General features: G+C 75.3%; 13 protein-coding genes and 1 pseudogene. 8 read left to right on the top strand and 6 right to left on the bottom strand.

Translation table 11 applies throughout. The features are described 5' to 3' along the window. Positions 1-6: 6 nt before the first annotated feature. Together AB2U05_RS02710 and AB2U05_RS02705 are read right to left on the bottom strand one after the other, a co-directional pair. The gene (locus tag AB2U05_RS02710) at positions 7-723 is read right to left on the bottom strand and encodes a rhomboid-like protein (protein ID WP_369182300.1); all 717 of its coding nucleotides are present in this window, start codon (positions 721-723) and stop codon (positions 7-9) included. Positions 724-794: 71 nt separating this feature from the next. Further along, positions 795-2,147, bottom strand: a complete 1,353-nt coding sequence (locus AB2U05_RS02705; RefSeq protein ID WP_045711944.1) for a cytochrome P450 — start codon at positions 2,145-2,147, stop codon at positions 795-797. Between the two features lie 220 nt (positions 2,148-2,367). Here AB2U05_RS02705 and AB2U05_RS02700 point away from each other — a divergent pair, with 220 nt between their 5' ends. Then, the gene (locus AB2U05_RS02700) at positions 2,368-3,807 is read left to right on the top strand and encodes an amidase (protein WP_369182299.1); all 1,440 of its coding nucleotides are present in this window, start codon (positions 2,368-2,370) and stop codon (positions 3,805-3,807) included. Positions 3,808-3,841: 34 nt separating this feature from the next. Here AB2U05_RS02700 and AB2U05_RS02695 read toward each other — a convergent pair whose 3' ends face one another. After that, positions 3,842-5,803 carry an FUSC family protein gene (locus tag AB2U05_RS02695; RefSeq protein WP_369182298.1) on the bottom strand — a complete coding sequence of 654 codons (1,962 nt, stop codon included), beginning with the start codon at positions 5,801-5,803 and terminating at the stop codon, positions 3,842-3,844. Between the two features lie 434 nt (positions 5,804-6,237). Here AB2U05_RS02695 and AB2U05_RS02690 point away from each other — a divergent pair, with 434 nt between their 5' ends. The 5 genes and pseudogenes from AB2U05_RS02690 to AB2U05_RS02670 all read left to right on the top strand — a co-directional run bounded on the left by AB2U05_RS02690 (position 6,238) and on the right by AB2U05_RS02670 (position 11,810). Next, a complete protein-coding gene (locus AB2U05_RS02690; protein WP_045700409.1) occupies positions 6,238-7,317 on the top strand; it encodes a YbiU family protein in 1,080 nt (359 codons plus the stop codon). Continuing rightward, positions 7,299-8,741 carry a DUF6271 family protein gene (locus AB2U05_RS02685; RefSeq protein ID WP_369182297.1) on the top strand — a complete coding sequence of 481 codons (1,443 nt, stop codon included), beginning with the start codon at positions 7,299-7,301 and terminating at the stop codon, positions 8,739-8,741. The genes AB2U05_RS02690 and AB2U05_RS02685 overlap by 19 nt, the downstream gene beginning before the upstream one ends. After that, positions 8,738-10,030 carry a type III PLP-dependent enzyme gene (locus AB2U05_RS02680; RefSeq protein ID WP_369182296.1) on the top strand — a complete coding sequence of 431 codons (1,293 nt, stop codon included), beginning with the start codon at positions 8,738-8,740 and terminating at the stop codon, positions 10,028-10,030. The genes AB2U05_RS02685 and AB2U05_RS02680 overlap by 4 nt, the downstream gene beginning before the upstream one ends. Further along, a pseudogene (locus AB2U05_RS02675) lies at positions 10,027-10,389 on the top strand (GNAT family N-acetyltransferase); the annotation flags it as partial. The gene AB2U05_RS02680 and the pseudogene AB2U05_RS02675, both read left to right, overlap by 4 nt. Positions 10,390-10,427: 38 nt before the next feature. Next, positions 10,428-11,810: an MFS transporter gene (locus tag AB2U05_RS02670; protein ID WP_369182295.1), complete on the top strand. Its 1,383-nt coding sequence runs from the start codon at positions 10,428-10,430 to the stop codon at positions 11,808-11,810. A gap of 4 nt (positions 11,811-11,814) precedes the next feature. Here AB2U05_RS02670 and AB2U05_RS02665 read toward each other — a convergent pair whose 3' ends face one another. The 3 genes from AB2U05_RS02665 to AB2U05_RS02655 form a co-directional block, all read right to left on the bottom strand. Next, positions 11,815-12,210: a MerR family transcriptional regulator gene (locus AB2U05_RS02665; protein WP_045700415.1), complete on the bottom strand. Its 396-nt coding sequence runs from the start codon at positions 12,208-12,210 to the stop codon at positions 11,815-11,817. Positions 12,211-12,239: 29 nt separating this feature from the next. Continuing rightward, positions 12,240-13,262, bottom strand: coding sequence for an NADP-dependent oxidoreductase (locus AB2U05_RS02660; protein ID WP_369182294.1), 1,023 nt, complete (start codon positions 13,260-13,262; stop codon positions 12,240-12,242). 82 nt (positions 13,263-13,344) lie between these two features. After that, complete coding sequence (locus AB2U05_RS02655; RefSeq protein WP_369182293.1) at positions 13,345-13,707, bottom strand: hypothetical protein; 363 nt, start codon at positions 13,705-13,707, stop codon at positions 13,345-13,347. Positions 13,708-13,841: 134 nt separating this feature from the next. Between AB2U05_RS02655 and AB2U05_RS02650 the strand changes: the two genes are divergently transcribed. Together AB2U05_RS02650 and AB2U05_RS02645 are read left to right on the top strand one after the other, a co-directional pair. Continuing rightward, the gene (locus tag AB2U05_RS02650) at positions 13,842-14,591 is read left to right on the top strand and encodes a PIG-L deacetylase family protein (protein ID WP_045700423.1); all 750 of its coding nucleotides are present in this window, start codon (positions 13,842-13,844) and stop codon (positions 14,589-14,591) included. A gap of 245 nt (positions 14,592-14,836) precedes the next feature. After that, positions 14,837-16,873, top strand: a complete 2,037-nt coding sequence (locus AB2U05_RS02645; RefSeq protein WP_369182292.1) for a hypothetical protein — start codon at positions 14,837-14,839, stop codon at positions 16,871-16,873. Positions 16,874-16,878 lie beyond the last annotated feature (5 nt).

The raw sequence follows: 16,878 nt of genomic DNA, 5'->3' as shown, positions 1-16,878 counted from the left end.
GGTACGTCAACTGCCGTTCACTGTACGGGCCATGGCGTCGCGGCGGGCGGTGAGGGCCGGGGCGGCGGCCAGGCCGACGCCGAGCGCGGCCGCGACCAGGTGACCGATGGTGGTGAAGTCCGGCAGCGGGCCCGGCCATTCGGCGTCGCCGCTGAGCGGCCAGCCGAACACGAAGACCGCCCACGGGAGTCGGGCCCAACGCGGCAGCGCCAGGACGGCGAACCCGAGGGCGGTCTGGGCGCCGTAGCTGATGCCGTAGTCGGACGCGTGCCGGACGCTCTCCGGGTACCAGCCCTGCCGCAGGGCGAACAGGATGACCAGCGCCGTGACGAGCGTCGCGCCGACGTGACCGACGAGCAGCAGCAGGGCGGCGCGGCGCGTCCCGAAGCGGCGCTCGGCCCAGGCCAGGCTGACGCAGATGCCGAGGCCGAAGGTGATCAGGGTGCCGCCGAAGGCGGTGGACAGCACGTCGGTCAGGGTGCCGTCGTAGAGCAGGGCGCTGCCGAACAGGGCGGTGAGCGGGTGGTCGTCGAGGTTGTCCAGGTTGGTGCTGATGTACTGCCGGAGGGCGTCGGCCCGGTCGGCCGGGAGCCAGTCCTCGACCCAGACGTGCCCGAGCAGGAGCAGCCCCACGTACGCGAGGGTCAGCGGCGAACGGCGCGGGTACGCCCGGAGGGTGCGCAGCACCCCGTGCCGGGGGCGTGCTGGGGCGGGTGGGTTCATGCCTGGCACGCTACCGGGTGGGGATCGTCCCGCGGCCCGGTGCGCCGTTGATGTGGCGGAGCGGTCAGCGGTCAGCGGACCCGGTGGGCGAGGGTGGCGGTGAACGGGCGGGGCGTGAGCGCGGAGCTGCGGGCCGGGCGGATCCGCCGGCCGGGGGTGGGGGTGACCGTCCAGCGGGAGGCGATGGTGGCGAGGGCCAGGCAGGCCTCGGCGGTGCCGAAGGCGTCGCCGATGCAGCGGCGGGCGCCGAGACCGAACGGGATGTAGGTGCCGGGGGCGGGCCGGGTGGTGGTGAGCCAGCGGTCCGGGTCGAAGCGGTCCGGGCAGGGGTAGAGGTCGGCCCGGCGGTGCAGCAGGTACGGGCTGAACAGGACGGTGGCGCCGGCCGGCAGGGAGCGGCCGGCGAGTTCGGTGGCGGTGGTGACGGTGCGGCTGAGCAGCCAGGCGACCGGGTAGAGCCGCAGCGTCTCCTGGACGATCCGGGCGGTCAGCGGCAGCTTGGGCAGGTCGTCGTGCCGGGCCGGGCGGCCGTCCAGGACGGTGTCGAGCTCGCCGTGCAGCCGGTCGCGGACGGACGGGTTGGCGGCGAGCAGCGTCCAGGCCCAGGAGAGCGTGGCGGCGGTGGTCTCCATCCCGGCGAGCAGGAAGGTGACCACCTGGTCGTGGATCTCGGCGTCGGACAGGCCCCGCCCGTCCTCGTCGAGGGCGCCGAGCAGCGTGGAGAGCAGGTCGTTGCGGTCGGTGCCGGCGGCGCGGTACTCGGCGATCAGCCGGCGGGTGATCTCCAGCAGGTCCTGCCGGGCGCGCCGGAAGCGGCGGTTGCCGGGGGTGGGGAGCCGGTCGACGCCGGGCAGCGGAAGCATGATCCGGCGGGCGACGCCGCGGGTGACCTCGTCCATGCAGGCGTGCACGGGCAGCGAGCCGGCCCGCTCGTGCGCGGCGAACAGGCAGCGGGCGGTGACGGCGGTGGTGAGCCGGTACATCGCGGCGGGCACGTCGATGACGTCGCCGTCGCTCCAGGGGGCGGTGGTGCCGGCGATCTCCTCGGCCATCATGGCGGCGTAGCCGGGCAGCCGGTCGCGGTGGAAGGCGGGCTGGAGCAGGCGGCGCTGGCGGCGGTGGGCGGAGGCGGGGCAGGTGGCCAGGCCGTCGCCGAAGGCCTCGCGGGCCTTGTCCAGGATGATCCCGCCCTTGTCGAAGGTGCGGTCCTCGGTGAGCAGTTTGCGCACCAGCTCGGGGTGGCAGACGACGTACGCGTCGAGCGGGCCGAGCCGCAGCCGGACCAGGTCGCCGTGCGCGGCGAGGCCGGCCGTGAAGGTGAGCGGGCTGCGGACGAAGGCGGGGGCGTGGCCGAGGAGCGGGAGCGCGCCGGGCGCGGTGACGGCGGTGTAGCGCGGGGCGGTCGGGGTGTACGGGGCGGTCACGGGCGGCACCTCGGGATGGGTGGGAGGATCGGGATCGTTCGTGATCCTGTTCCGGGGCATTTCCCGCCGACCGGTCCCGAAACGGTGGCCGACCGGCGGGAGGAGTGAACGCGGGGGCGCACGACGAACGCCCGTGCGCCCTTCGTGGCGCGGGCGGAGCCCGTAGACTGCGGAACTCGTGAGACTACCCGTCAGTAACTGGCAGGGAAGGGGAGTTCGGATGACCGACGAGCGGATCGGCGAGGGGTCTGCTGGGCAGGCGGGCGAGCGGGTCCACGCCTTCACGGACGACGCGCTCGGCACCCACGACGCGGTGGCGCTGGCCGCCCTGGTGCGCGACGGAGAGGTCAACCCCCGGGAGCTGGTCGCGGCCGCCGCCGCCCGTGCCGCCCGGATCGACGGCGCGCTCGCGCCCGTCGCGTACGCCTCGTACGACCGGCCGCGGATCAGCCGCGCGGGCGTCGGCGGCCCGCTCTGGGGCGTGCCGACCTACCTCAAGGACAACGTCGACCTGCGCGGCCTGCCCACCGCCATGGGCAGCGAGGCCTTCCGCGCCCGGCCGGTCCGGCGCAACGCCCCCTTCGCCGACCAACTCCTCGCCTCCGGCCTCGCCGTGCTCGGCAAGACCCGGCTGCCCGAGTTCGGCCTGAACGCCTCCACCGAGTTCGCCGCCGCCCCGCCCGTGCGCAACCCCTGGCGGCCCTCCCACTCGGCCGGCGCCTCCTCCGGCGGCGCGGCCGCCCTGGTCGCCGCCGGCGTGGTGCCGATCGCGCACGCCAACGACGGCGGCGGGTCCATCCGCATCCCGGCCGCCTGCTGCGGGCTGGTCGGCCTCAAGCCCACCCGGGGGCGGCTGGTCGGCAACGCCCAGGGCGGCAAACTGCCGATCGACCTGGTCACCGACGGTGTGCTCACCCGCACCGTCCGGGACACCGCCGCGTTCTTCGCCGCCGCCGAACTCCACCACCGCAACCCGAAGCTGCCGCCGCTCGGCCTGGTCGAGGGGCCGCCCGCGCGGCCCCTGCGGATCGGCCTGGTGGTGGACTCGCCGATCGCCAAGACCGACGAGCCGACCCGCCGCGTCGTCGAGGAGACCGCCGCCCGGCTGGAGGCCATGGGCCACCGGGTCGAACCCGCCACCCTGCCCTTCGGCGAGGAGTTCTCCCGCGACTTCCTCTCCTACTGGGGCTACATCGCCTGGGTGATCGCGCTCACCGGCCCGGTGCTGCTCGACCCGAGCTTCCGCACCGGGCGGCTGGACGGCCTGACCACCGGCCTGCGCCGGCGCTTCCGGACCGAGTTCCGCCGCACCCCGGGCGTGCTGCGACGGCTGCGCCGCGCCGAGGAGGTGTACGCGGGCATCTTCCGCGACCACGACGTGATCCTCTCCCCGGTGCTCGCCCACACCGTCCCGCCGATCGGCCACCTGAGCCCCAACGTGGCCTTCGAGGAACTGATCGAGCGGCTGCTGCGCTACGTCGCCTTCACCCCGGTCAACAACGTGACCGGCGGCCCCGGCCTCGCCCTGCCGGCCGGCGCGGAGCCGGGCGGACTGCCGGTCGGAGTGCACCTGTCGGCGGCGCACGGGCAGGAGCGGGTGCTGCTGGAGCTGGGCTTCGCCCTGGAGGCGGACCGCCCCTGGCGGCGCATCGAGGACTGAGCCGTACGCCGGTGCCGTCAACCGGGCCGCCCGGTCAGCCGAAGGCGACCGAGCGGGCCGCGTGGACCTCGTGGTGGAGACGGGCGAGGGCGCAGTGCGGGCCGAGGACGTCCGGGGCGGGCTCGGGGGCCTCGCCGGTGCGCAGGGCTTCGGCGAGGTACGCCAGTTCGCGGGTGACGGCGGCGACCTCGGCGGTGGTCGGCGCCGGCGCGCCGTGCTCGACCCGGACCCGGGTGGCGGTGGTGGTGTCCACGATCCGCTCGACCGCGATCACCAGCGGCCACCAGGCCTGCGCCCGGGCGCCGACCGGCGGCGGCTCGGTGAGCGCCCGCTGGAACTCGCCGCGCACCGCCGAGAGGTCCCGGTAGAGCCGCCGCCGGTAGCGGGCGCGGGCCGGCTCGTCGCGGCCGGGGGCGGTGGTGAAGGCCAGCGAGACGTACGAGGCGGTGTCCTGGACGGCGTCGGCCAGCCGGTCGCCGATCCGGGTGTGCCAGGACTCGGGCCACAGCAGGTAACCGGCCAGCAGGGCGATGCCGCAGCCGATCAGCGAGTCGTACAGGCGGGGCAGCACCAGGTGGAAGCCCTGGTGGTTGAGCAGGTCGGAGAGCAGCAGGATCACCGGGGTGATGGCCGCGGTCTGGAAGGCGTAGCCCTTCGCCGACAGGGCCGGGATCAGCGTGGCCAGCGCGGCCATCACCGGCACGTCCCACCAGCCGTGCGGCACCTCGGCCAGCACGGGGACGGCGAGCAGCAGCCCGGCCGCCGTGCCGAGGGCGCGCAGCACCGCCCGCGAGAAGACCGAGCCGAAGTCCGGCTTGAGCACGAAGGTGACGGTCAGCGAGACCCAGTAGGAGCGGGGCACCGCGATCACCGACACCAGCACCTGGGCGAGGCCGATGCACAGCGCCAGGCGCAGCCCGTACCGCCAGGACGCGCCGGACAGCAGCAGTGCCCGGACGGCCCGCCGGGCCCGCGGGCCGAGGCCGGCGGGGCGGCCGAGCCGGTCGTCGTGGGCGTACGGGTCGGGCTCGGGTTCGCGCACGACGGCGGCGGCGTGGCCGATCGCCTCCTCCAGGGCCCGGGTGGACGGGCCGGCGGGCGTGGGCAGCTCGGGCGGCGGGTGCCCGGGGTGCCCGTTCTCGACGGCGTCGGCCAGGGCGCGGACGGCGGCCGGGTAGGCGGGCGGCAGCGGGCCGAGGCCGGGCGGGCGCACGTGCGCGGCGGCCGCCCCCTCGACCACCGGGATCAGCGCGTTGAGCTGGGCCAGCAGTCGCACCAGGGTGGGGGAGCGGCCGTGCCGGCGGGCCCGGCGGGCGAGCAGCAGGTCGTAGGACTGGTCGAGCGACTGGGTGAGCGCCCGGCGGGTGGCCTCGTACCCGGGGGTGCCGGCGGCCTCCAGCAGGTCGGCGACGGCGCGGTAGCTGCCGGCCACCACCGCCCGCTCGGGGACGCCGCCGCGCAGCGGCCAGGCGAGCAGGGTGAGGGCGAGCACCACGCCGCCGCCGAGCAGCAGCAGCGCGGGCGGCAGCCACCAGGGGGAGGGCAGCGGCAGGCCGGCGCCGACCACCGCGTTGAGCAGCAGGAGCAGGCCGGAGACGGAGGCGACCGCGCCGATCGAGGAGATCATGCCGGAGACCAGGGCGATCGCGGTGAGCGCGGCGACGGCCGTCCAGCCGGCGCCGTGCACCCGGGCGCCGAGCAGCAGTCCGAGGGCGCCGAACAGTTGGGGCACGGCGATGTTGAACACCCGCATCCGGTAGGCGTCGGCGGTGTCCCCGATGACGCCGGACAGCGCGCCCATCGACACCAGCGCGCCGTAGCCGGGCCGGCCGGTGGCGGTGCCCACGGCGAGCGGGGCGGCGAGTGACACCGAGGCGCGGGCGACCGCGGCCCAGGGGACCGGCGCGGCGCGGGGCCGCAGGCTCTCGGTCAGCCAGGCGGGCGGGGCGAGCCGGGCGGGCGGGGCGAGCCGGGCGGTTCCTCGGTGGCGTGCCACAGTCCCAAGCTACGGCGGACGGCGGGCGGCGGCCTTCGGGGAAACGGGCGCGGGCGCGGGCAACGGGCTCCGGGACGCCTACCGTTCAGTTCTCCTGCGGTTATGTGGATTCCCGAAACATATTCGGGTTTATGTCCGGCGCCGAAACATAAACGGCCGGCGGGAGTCGTCGTGAACTGCGCGGATTTCCCGATCGGCTACCGGCCGGAAAGGGTTGACACCATTAGTTGGTCTAGTCCAACGTATGGAGGGCGTGCTCCGGTCGAGGCTGATCCGAGGTGAGAGGCCGTACAGGGAGCGCGAGTTGGCCATCCGACGCGTCGGCACTCGACGGTCGGGGCCCGCGGCGAGAAGGAGTGTGTGCGGACCGGTTCGCGGACTGCGCCCCCGAGGAAAAACGCCGCGCCGACCACGAACCATGGAGGGACCCGCTCATGTCGAGCCCTGCGGAACACCCGGACGGATACCTCTACCGGGCCGCCTCCGAGCGCCCCTACTTCAGCGCGGACACCGAGAGCTACCTCGCCGGGACGGCGCTGCGCGAGCTCCGCAAGAAGCACCCGCTACGGGTGCTCTCCGAGGAGGACTTCGCGTTCTGGCAGACCTACGGCTACGTCGTCGTGGAACAGGCCGTCCCGGCCGAACACGCCCGCCGCCTGCTGGACTTCGCCTGGGAGTTCCAGGGCCTGTCGCCCGACCGCCCCGAGGACTGGTACCGCGAACGCCCGTACCGCGACGACCTCGACCGGCAGCTGCACATCTACGGCTTCGTCGAGGCCTACCACCACCAGCTGATCTGGGACAGCCGGCAGAACCGGCGGGTCTACGACGCCTTCGTGGACGTCTGGGACTGCGAGGAGCTGTGGGTCACCCTCGACCGGCTCAACCTCAACCCGCCGAACGTCCGCAACCGCGACCGCGCGCTGATCGAGCCCACCGACGAGGGCTTCGACATCGAACTCCACTGGGACGTCGACACCGTCCGGGGCATGCTCCCGCAGCGCGTCCAGGGCATCATCGCGCTCGACGACACCGCCCCCGACCACGGCGGCTTCCAGTGCGACCCGGAGCTGTTCCGTCGCTTCAACCAGTGGCAGGCCGCCCAGCCGGCCGACCGCGACCCGATCCGCCCCGCCGTCGACCGCACCGAATACCCGGTCGTCCGGCCCGAGTTGAAGGCCGGCGACCTGCTCATCTGGAACGGCCTGCTGGCCCACGGCGTCGCCCCCAACACCTCCGAGCGCGGCGTGCGGGCGGTGCAGTACCTGTCCATGATGCCCGCGCTGGAGGAGGCCGAGGCGCTGCGCCGCTCCCGGGTGGAGTCCTGGCGCACCCTGGCCACCCCGGACTGGAACCGCACCCTGCTCGGCGACGCCGAACGGCCGGAGGCGCTGCGCTACGGGCCGGCCGAGCTCACCGAGTTGGGCGAGCGGCTGCTCGGCCTGCGCTCCTGGAGCGGCCGTTCCTTCGAGGGCGTCGAGAGGGAGGAACGGGTATGCGCGCCGTCTGCCTGACCCTGCCCACCAACCGCGAGTGCGCCGCCGCTGTCACCGCCATCGGGGCCGAAGCCGCCCACGCCGCCCGGCGGTTCGGCGTCCGGGTGCACCTGCTGGTGCTGGACTCCGCCGACCCGGCCGCCCGGGCCCGGCACGCCGAGGCCCTGGCCGCGCTGCCGCCCGCCGGCGGCGTGACCGTCCACCACCTCGACGAGGACGCCCAACGCGCCTTCCTGCGCAAGGTGATCGGCCGGTCCGGGCTCCCGGGGGCGGACCGGCTGCTCGACCTCATGCTGCCCGACGCCGTCTCCTACGGCGCCTGCACCAACCGGGCGTTCCTGCTCGCCGCCGCGCTCGGCTGCACCTCGGTGCACCGCCGCGACTCCGACAGCCGCTACCAACTGCTCGACGGCGCACCGGTGTTCCCGATCGACCACGAGCTCGCCACGATCGGCCGCAAGGCCGCCGACGCGGCCGCCGCCGTCACCGAGCACACCCTCGACCCGGCGCACGCCGACAAGCCGGTCTCCCTGGTCGGCGCCTCCTTCATCGGTGAACTCTCCGTCGACATCGGGGAGATCCGCGAGCTCGACCCGGCCCTCCACCAGCGGGTGGTCGGCCTCTGGGCACCCACCGGGGCGAGCGAGCCGGACCGGCGCGCCCTCGTCGCCGACTCCTTCACCGGCGGCGGCACCGAGCCCTTCACCGTCGACCGCGCCGTGCTCGACCTGCCGGACATCTGGCGGATCGACATGTGCAACATCGCCCTCGACCACCAGGTCTACGAACGCGTCCCGCTGCCCCCGGCCACCGACACCATCGGCAGCGACTACTTCCTGCACCACCTCGTCCGCGACGCCACCCTGCCCGGCGTCACCCACAACCGGCACATCGTCAACTTCTACACGCCCGAACGCCGCACCGGCCCCGGCTTCACCGCCTACCAGCTGCGCTGGACCAAGTTCCTGCTCTCCATGCTCTACCTGTACCCGGTCTACACCGACCTGGAGGCGGCCGGCGGCGCGCTGCTCGACGAGCACCACCGCCTCCGCCCCGAGGCCGTCGCCGACTCCGCCCGCCGCAGCGCCGCGACGGACCGCGCGGAGAACCACCGGCGGCTCGCCGAACTCGACCGCTGCTACCGTCAACTCGGCGGCAAGTACGCCGAGTTCGCCGACCACCTGGCACCCCTGCGGGCACGCCTGCTCGACGAGGCGCAGGCGGACATCGAGGACTTCGCGCTGCTGGTCGACGCCTGGGGCCCGCTGGTGCGGGCGAGCCGGGCCGGCGGCGCGAGTTGGACGAGCGGCGCGGGTCGGGCAGCCGAAACGGGTTGGACGAGCGGGGCGTGCGGGCCGTCCCGGCCATCCGGGCTGTCCGGGCCGAAGGGGCTGTCCGGGCTGTCCGGGCCGGGCTCGGGACCGGCGAGAGGAGCGGCATGACACGCCAGGCCATGACCCCCCACCGCGCCCCGACCACCCACACCGCCGTGCACACCGCCGCCGCACCGCGCCCCGACCAGCACGACCGGACGGCCCTGCGCGCCGCCCTCGCCGCCGCCACCGACGACCGGCTCGTCTACGACCTCGACGGCATCGGCCGCCAGTACGCCGCCCTGCGCACCGAACTGCCCGGCGTCGCCGTCCGGTTCGCCATGAAGGCCTGCCCGCTCGACGAGGTGCTCGCCCACCTCGCCGCCCTCGGCTCCGGCTTCGACGCCGCCAGCCCGCAGGAGATCGCCCAGGCGCTGCGCACCGGCGTGCCGCCCGAGCTGATCCACTACGGCAACACCGTCAAGTCGGACCGCAACATCGCCGAGGCGCACCGGCTGGGCGTGCGCGACTTCGCCACCGACTGCCTGGAGGACGTCGCCGCGATCGCCGAACACGCGCCCGGCGCCCGGGTGTTCTGCCGCATCGCCACCACCGGCGACGGCGCCCTGTGGGGCCTGAGCCGCAAGTTCGGCTGCTCGCCGGAGGACGCGCTGCGCGTCCTGGAGGCCGCCCGCGCCGCCGGCCTGGTGCCCTCCGGCCTGAGCGTGCACGTCGGCTCCCAGCAGCTCACCGCCGAGGCCTGGTCCGCCGCCGTCGACTCCCTGGAGGAGGTGCTGGAGGCCCTCACCTGGCGCGGCATCCGGATCGACCGGATCAACCTCGGCGGCGGCCTGCCCGCGCTCGGGGTGCTCGACCGGCACGGCCACCCGCTGGAGCCGCCGCTGGACAAGATGTTCGCGGTGATCCGCGAGGGCATGGCCCGGCTGAGCGCGGCGAGCGAGGTGCCGCTGGAGTTCCTGGTCGAACCCGGCCGCCACCTGGTCGCCGACCACGGCGCCATCCGCGCCCACGTCGCCCGGCTCTCCTCCCGGCGCCAGCTCGACGGCACCGACGCCGACTGGCTCTACCTGAGCTGCGGAAAGTTCAACGGCCTGTACGAGATGGACCAGTTGCAGTACCGGCTGGAGTTCCCCACCCACCCCGGCGGCCAGTTCGTGAACGCCGTGGTGGCCGGCCCGACCTGCGACAGCGACGACGCGTACGCCCAGGACGGCCTGGTGCGGGTCCCGCGCGCGCTCGCCTCCGGCGACCCGGTGTGGATCCACTCCTGCGGCGCGTACGCCACCGCCTACACCACCCGGGGGTTCAACGGCTTCGAACCGCTGCCGTACCTCTGCGTGGGCGGAGCGGGCGCTGCGGGCGCTGCGGCCGGAGCGGCGGGAGGCGGCCCCGCATGAGCGACGTCCGCATCCGCCCGCTGCGCGACGGCGACTGGGACGCCCTGGTCGCCCTGGAGGAGCGCGCCTACGCCGCCCGCGGTCTCTCCGAGGGCCGCGAGGCGCTGCGGTCCCGCCACCGTGCCTCGCCCGACACCTGCTTCGCGCTGGAGCACGCCGGCCGCCTCGGCGGCTACCTGCTCGCCCTGCCGTACCCGCCGGACCGCTGCCCGGACCTCGCCGCCGTCGAGCGCGGCGCGCCGCACCCGAGCAACCTGCACGTCCACGACGTCGTGGTGGCCGAGGAGTTGCGCGGCCGCGGCCTCGGCCGCCGGCTGCTGCACCACGTCCACGGCACCGCCCGGGCGGCCGGCTACCGGACCGTCGCGCTGGTGGCCGTGGGCGGCACCGAGGTGCTGTGGGCCTCGCTGGGCTACCGCGCCCGGCCCGGGATCGGGCTGCCGGAGAGCTACGGCTCCCGGGCGGTCTACATGGCGATGCCGCTCCATCGAGCCTCCCCGCCCCCCACCGACCCGTTCGTCGGGCCCGTCTCCAGAGCCGAAGTGGGCTGATACGCATGCCACGGCACACGCCTCCCGTACGCGACGACTTCCGCCGGTCCCAACTGGCCATCGCCGCCCTGTTCTTCGTCCTCGGATTCCAGTACGCGAGCTGGGTCTCCCGGGTGCCCGCGCTCAAGGCCCGGCTGGGCCTGGGCGAGGCCCAGATCGGCCTGCTGCTGATGACCTGCGGGATCGGCGCGGCGGTGTCGTTCCCGCTGGTCGCGGCGCTGATGCGGCGGTTCGGCTCCCGCCTGCTGTCGGTGCTGTCCGCGCTCGCCCTCGGCGGGATCCTGCTCGCGCTGTCCGTGGTGCCGAACTACCCCGTCACCCTGCTGGTGCTGTTCTGCGACGGCGTCGCGGTCGGCTGCCTGAACGTGGCGATGAACGCGCAGGGCGCGGCGCTGGAGGCCCGGTACGAGCGGGCGACCATGTCCCGCCTGCACGCCACCTTCAGCGCCGGCTCCTTCCTGGCCGCGCTGCTCGCCTCCGGCGTCAACGCCTTCACCGGCACCATCGCGGTGCACTTCGGCCTGGCCGTCCTGGTGCTGCTCGCCCTGGTCGCCGCCGCCCGGCCGGGGCTGCTCGCGGACGGGCCGCAGGAGGGCGCCGCCCCCGCGGAGCGAGCGGTGAAGAAGCGCCGGGGCCTGGCGCTGCCCGCCGTCGCGACGCTCTGGATGGGCCTCGCGATGGTGTTCGGCACCGTCACCGAGGGCGCCATGAACGACTGGTCGGCGCTCTACCTCAAGGACGTGGTGGGCGCGGGCGCCGGTCTCGCCCCGCTGGGCATCGCCGTGGTCTCGGTGATGATGGTGCTCGCCCGGCTCTTCGCGGACGGCTGGCGCACCCGCTTCGGCGACGGCCGGATCGTCCGCCTGGGCAGCCTGCTGGCCGGCGGCGGCCTCGCCCTCGCGCTGCTCGCGGGCGGCGTGGTGCCGACCCTGCTCGGTTTCGCCTGCGTCGGCCTCGGCGTCGCGGCGGTGACGCCCTGCGTCTACGTCGCCGCCGCCCGGGAGGGCTCGGACGCGCTCTCGGTGGTCGCGGCGACGGGCACCACCGGGCTGCTGGCCGGGCCCGCCGTCATCGGGTTCATCGCGGGCGGCGCCGGGCTGGCCTGGGGCATGGCCGCCGTCGCCGCCTCGGCCGCGGTCGTCGCGCTCTGCGCCACCCGGATCCGCTGGCCCGCCGTGGCGGGCCCGGCCGAGCCGGTCGAGGGCAGGCTCGCGCCCGAGCCCGGCTGACGGCCTACCCGACCTCGCCCAGCACGTCCGCGCCCCCCGTCGCGACGTGCTGGGCGAGCCGCGCCCGCAGGGCGGTCAGCCGGGCGATCTCCTCGTCCAGCGCGGCCAGCCGGGCGGTGATGACGGGCGCGAAGGTCTCCGGACCGGGATCGCCGGAGCAGCGCAGCGGCGGATCCGCGAACAGCCCGTCCAACCGCCGGGCCCGGCTGGCCAGGTCCTCCACCGTCAGGCCGGCCGCCAGCAGCCGCCGGATCACCTGGACCCGGGCCACCTCTCCCGGCCCGTACTCGCGCTGGCCGGAGGCGGACCGGGCGGGCGGCGGCAGCAGCCCGCGCTGCTCGTAGAAGCGCAGCGCCCTGGGCGTGGTGCCCGCCGCTGCCGCCGCATCCCCGATCCGCATGCCCGCTCCCTCGATCTGTCGACGGGGTGTCAGAGCTCCACGACGGTCGTCCCGAAGCCGTCCCCGGTGAACAGTCGGGACAACGCCTCGGGCGCCCGATCGATGCCCGCCACGGGCGTCCACGGGAAGGTGATCTCCCCGGCGCGCAGCCAGCCGGCCAGCCGTTCGCGCCACTCGGCCTCCAGATCGGGGTGGTCGAGCAGGGTGAAGCCGCGCAGGCTCAGGCCGAGGGTGACGATCCGGAAGGTGTCGACGACGGCCGGCGCGCTGCCGCCCCCGCGCCGGGGGTCGAGCTGCCCGGCGACGGCCCCGACCAGGGCGAACCGGGCGCCCGGCCGGGCCGCGTCCACGGCGGCGGTCAACTGCTCGCCGCCGACCAGGTCCAGCACCACGTCCACGCCGTCCGGCGCCGCCTCGGCCAGCTGCTCGGCGAACGGCCGCGCCGCGCCGGGCACCAGCGCCGCGTCGTAGCCGAGTTCGGCGACCAGCCGCTCGGCCTTGTCCGGCGAGCGGGTGGTGCCGATCACCCGGCCGGCGCCCAGCAGCCGGGCGATCCGCCCGGCGAGCGAGCCGACCGCGCCCGCCGCCGCGGTCACCAGCACCACGTCGCCCGGGCGGACCTCGGCGGTGCGGGTCAGCGCGCCGTAGCCGGCCGAGGCGGCCGAGATCAGCGCCAGCGGCTCGGGGAACTCCTGGTCCACCACGGTGAACTGACCGGTGTCCGCGACCACCGCGTCCCGCCAGCCGTGCAGGTGGACGACCAGGTCGCCCGGGTGCAGCGGCCCGTCCTCCGGCGCGGCCAGCACCTCGCCGAGGGCCGGGCCGAACAGCGCGTCCCCGGGCGCGAGCCGGGGCAGCGGCAGGTTCGCGCCCTCGTCGCCGAGCAGGGTGCGCAGCCCCGGGAAGACCAGGAACGCCCGGTTGCGGACCACGGCGTCGCCGGGCCCGGGTGCGGCCAGCGGTTCCTCGGCGACGGTGAAGTCCGTGGCGACGGGCAGCCCTTGGGGCTTTCGGGTCAGCCGGACGACGCGGGCGGTGGTGGGCAGGGCCATGGCGGCGCTCCTCGGGAGTCGGGCAGCGGGCGGGCGGCCGGTCGGCCGCGCGGTGCCCGGACGCTAAACCCTGACCCGCGGGTCAGGGGCAAGCCCGGCTCGCCAGCGGCGCGACCGCGACCAGCACCAGCACCGGGCCCACGGTGAGCGGGGTGTTCCCGTGCCGGACGCCGAACGCGATCAGCGCGAGCTGGACGAGCGTCGCCCCGGCCAGCGCCACCCGCCGCCGCCGGAGTCGCTCCCCGGCCGTGCCCATGCGTGAAACCGCCCTGATCGCCCGCACGTTGAGCCACGCCACCGCGCCGACCGTGAGCACCAGGGGCAGCCACGAGAGCCCGTCGCCGAGCCACGGGGCGACGGCGACGGCCACCGCCACCACGGCGACCGTCTCCAGGATGAGCAGCGCCAACGCGCCGTACAGGAACGGCACCAGGATTCGGTTCACGCCCGGTTCGACTTCGGCGGCCGGGCCGGAGTTCCCGACTCCGCCGTCGCACGGGGGCGTCTGACGGCGCATCGACATCCGCCGCCCTCTAGAGTCACCACCGCACGCCCGAACGATCACGAGGACGGAACACCATGACCGAGCAGGCCCCCGAGCCCTACGAGCCCGTCGACGAGGACTGGCAGACCGCACTGGCCGTCGTCGCGCACCCCGACGACATGGAGTACGGCGGCGCCGCGGCCGTCGCCCGCTGGACGTCCCAGGGCAAGAAGGTCGTCTACGTGATGGTCACCAGCGGCGAGGCCGGCATCGACTCGATGGACCCCGCGGAGTGCGGCCCGCTGCGCGAGGCCGAGCAGATCGCCTCGGCCCGCGTCGTCGGCGTCGAGACCGTCGAGTTCCTCGGGCACCGGGACGGCGTCGTCGAGTACGGGCTGCCGCTTCGCCGCGACATCGCCCGCGCGGTGCGCCGGCACCGCCCGGACATCGTGATCACCAGCAACTTTCGCGACACCTACGGCGGGGTGTTCCTCAACCAGGCCGACCACATCGCGGTCGGCCGGGCCACCCTGGACGGCGTGCGGGACGCGGGCAACCGCTGGGTCTTCCGCGAGCTGGTGGACGAGGGCTACGAGCCGTGGAACGGCGTGCGGCAGATCTGGGCGGCCGCCTCCCCGGAGTCGCGGCACGCGGTGGACACCACCGAGCACTTCGAGCTCGGCGTAGCCTCGCTTGCGGAGCACAAGGCGTACCTGGCTGGCCTGGGCGGGGCGGGCGGGGCGATGGCCGACCCGCGCGAGTTCCTGGAGGGCTTCGGCCGGGGCGCGGGCAGCCGGCTGGGGACGCGCTTCGCGGTGCCGTTCGAGGTGTTCCCGCTGGGCTAGGTGGCGCCGTCCGGTCGGATCGCCGCCGGCGTCGACTGTGACGCCGGCGGCGGATTCCGCCCGTCGTGTGAACGGCGGGGGAAGCCCTTGTGTCAGGGTCATGGCATATCGGTGTTCGCGAACCGGGAGGTTCGCGGACCTGTCGACCGTGCGGTCGGTCAGTGTAATGTTACCCGCCGGTCAGGGCTGTTTCTCGCGCTCTGGTCCACGCTCCCTCAGCTCAAGTCAGCACTGCTCCAGCACCGTTGACCCGAAGGGACCCTCCACGTGACCGTGCGCAAGCTGACGCTGTCAGCCGCCGCCACCACCAGCGTGCTCATCCTCTGCGGCGCCGTCCTGACCGGAGCGGCGGCCTCGCCGGCCGCTGCGGACACCCCACGACGGCGACCGCGACCGCCGCCCCGGCCCCGTCCGGCGACCCGTCCGGCGACCCCTCCGCGTCGTCGGCGACGCTCGCACCCCCGGCCTCCGGCACGACCCCGGCCACCGTCGCGACCCCGGCGCAGGGCAGCGCGCCGGCCACCGCCGCCGACGCCCCCGGCCTCGCGCTCGCCGCGTACGACGCGGCCACCGGCACCGCCGTGCTCGCACCCGCCACGACCGGCCCGCGGTCCCTGTCGGCCCAGGCCGCGCCCGCTGACGGCTCGTCCGCCGACGCCGCGTCCGCCGTCAAGCCCGGGCAGCTGATCGACAGCCCGCCCACCCCGGCGGCCCCGCACGGCGCGCTGGTCGCCGTCACCGGCGTGCAGCCGACCGCGGACGGGAAGGTGGCCGTCACCACTCGCCCGGCCACCCTCCCCGAACTGCTCGGCGGCACCAGCGCCAGCCTGCGCAGCGCCGTCAGCCCGGGCAGCTTCGAGGTCCACCCGCAGCTCGGCGGCGTCCAGGTCACCACCGACCTCGGCGCGACCGCCGGCCAGGGCTCGGTGTCCGGCAGTCTGGGGCTGAGCGCCGACGCCAACGTCCCGCTGCCGGACGGAAGTTCGCTGAAGCTCTCCGGCTCGGTGTCGCTCCGCCCGGCCATCGACTTCTCCTACCAGGGCGGCGCCGGCCTGATCGACCCCCAGCAGGCCAGGATCGGCTTCACCCTGGGCGCGCACGCGGACTGGCGGGTCTCCGCGGGTCTCACCGGAAGCACCACGCCGATCCGGATCCCGCTGGCCACCTACAGCGCCAGCCCCGTGGTGATGGTCGGGGCGCTGCCCGTCGTGATCAACCTGGCCTTCACCCTCTCCGCCGACGTCAGCGCGGACGGCACCGTCACCATCGACGCCGAGCAGGCGTACGACGGCCAGTGGGGCGTCCACTCCGACTACGTCAAGGGCCCCGGCTGGACCACCACCACCGACCCCGGGAGCTCCACCGTCTCCCCGCTGCACCTCGACCTCAGGGGCTCCGCCTCGGCCCGGGCCGGCCTGCTCGCCGAGGGCTCGATCGCCCTGTACGACACGGTCGGCGTGAAGGCGTCCATCGAGCCGTACCTGCGGGCCGCGGTCAACGGCTCCGTCGTCCTCGACGGCACCGGCGGCGGAAGCGGCACCGGCGCCGGAAGCGGCAGCGGGCCGGCCGTCAACGGCACGGCGGCCCTCTACGGCGGGCTCGACATCAACGGGGCACTGATGGCCCGGATCGCGATCCTCGGCACCCCGATCCTGTCGGCGGACCTGCCCTTCCTCGCCTTCCACCGCGAGTGGCCGCTCACCTCGGTGAGCGTCGGTCAGCCGCCGGCGCCCCTGGTGAACTGGCCCGCGCTCAGCGCCGGCCTGTTCGACGACAACCGCTCCGCCTACCTGAAGACCCGGCCGGACTGGGACCCGAAGGCACTCAAGGCCTCCTGCCCGGACGGCACCCGGCTGATCGGGCTCAGCCACGGCGGCGACAACGGCCTGTGCACGGACGTCACCCGGGCGAACCCGTGGGACGCCGACCACACCTACGTCGTCGACCACGGCGGCACCTACGTGTCCACCGACTGGGCGCCCGGCTACGCCAAGGCCCAGTGCCCGGCCGGTTCCGTCCTGACCGGCTACAGCCGCAACGGCCGGACGATGGGCGCGCTGTGCGCCAAGTCCGCGGCCCCGCTGGGGACTTCGACCCGCACGCTGTGGTTCGACAAGGGCGACAACCGCCCCGCCGGCGCGGCGGGCGGTGACTTCTCGTACGGCTTCGCGAAGGGCCAGTGCGCCGACGACGAGGTCGCCGCGGGCCTGGCCTACACCCAGCCCTGGTGGCAGCTCTGGGCGGCGCGGCCGTACGCGCTGCTCTGCCAGAAGCTCGCCTGAGCCCC

It is taken from the genome of Streptomyces sp. Y1 (genome assembly GCF_041053115.1).
In the GTDB taxonomy this organism is placed as follows: Bacteria; Actinomycetota; Actinomycetes; order Streptomycetales; family Streptomycetaceae; genus Kitasatospora; species Kitasatospora rubellomurina.
The sequence above is the reverse complement of the archived record's forward strand: the minus strand, read 5'-3'. Positions and strand labels throughout refer to the sequence as shown.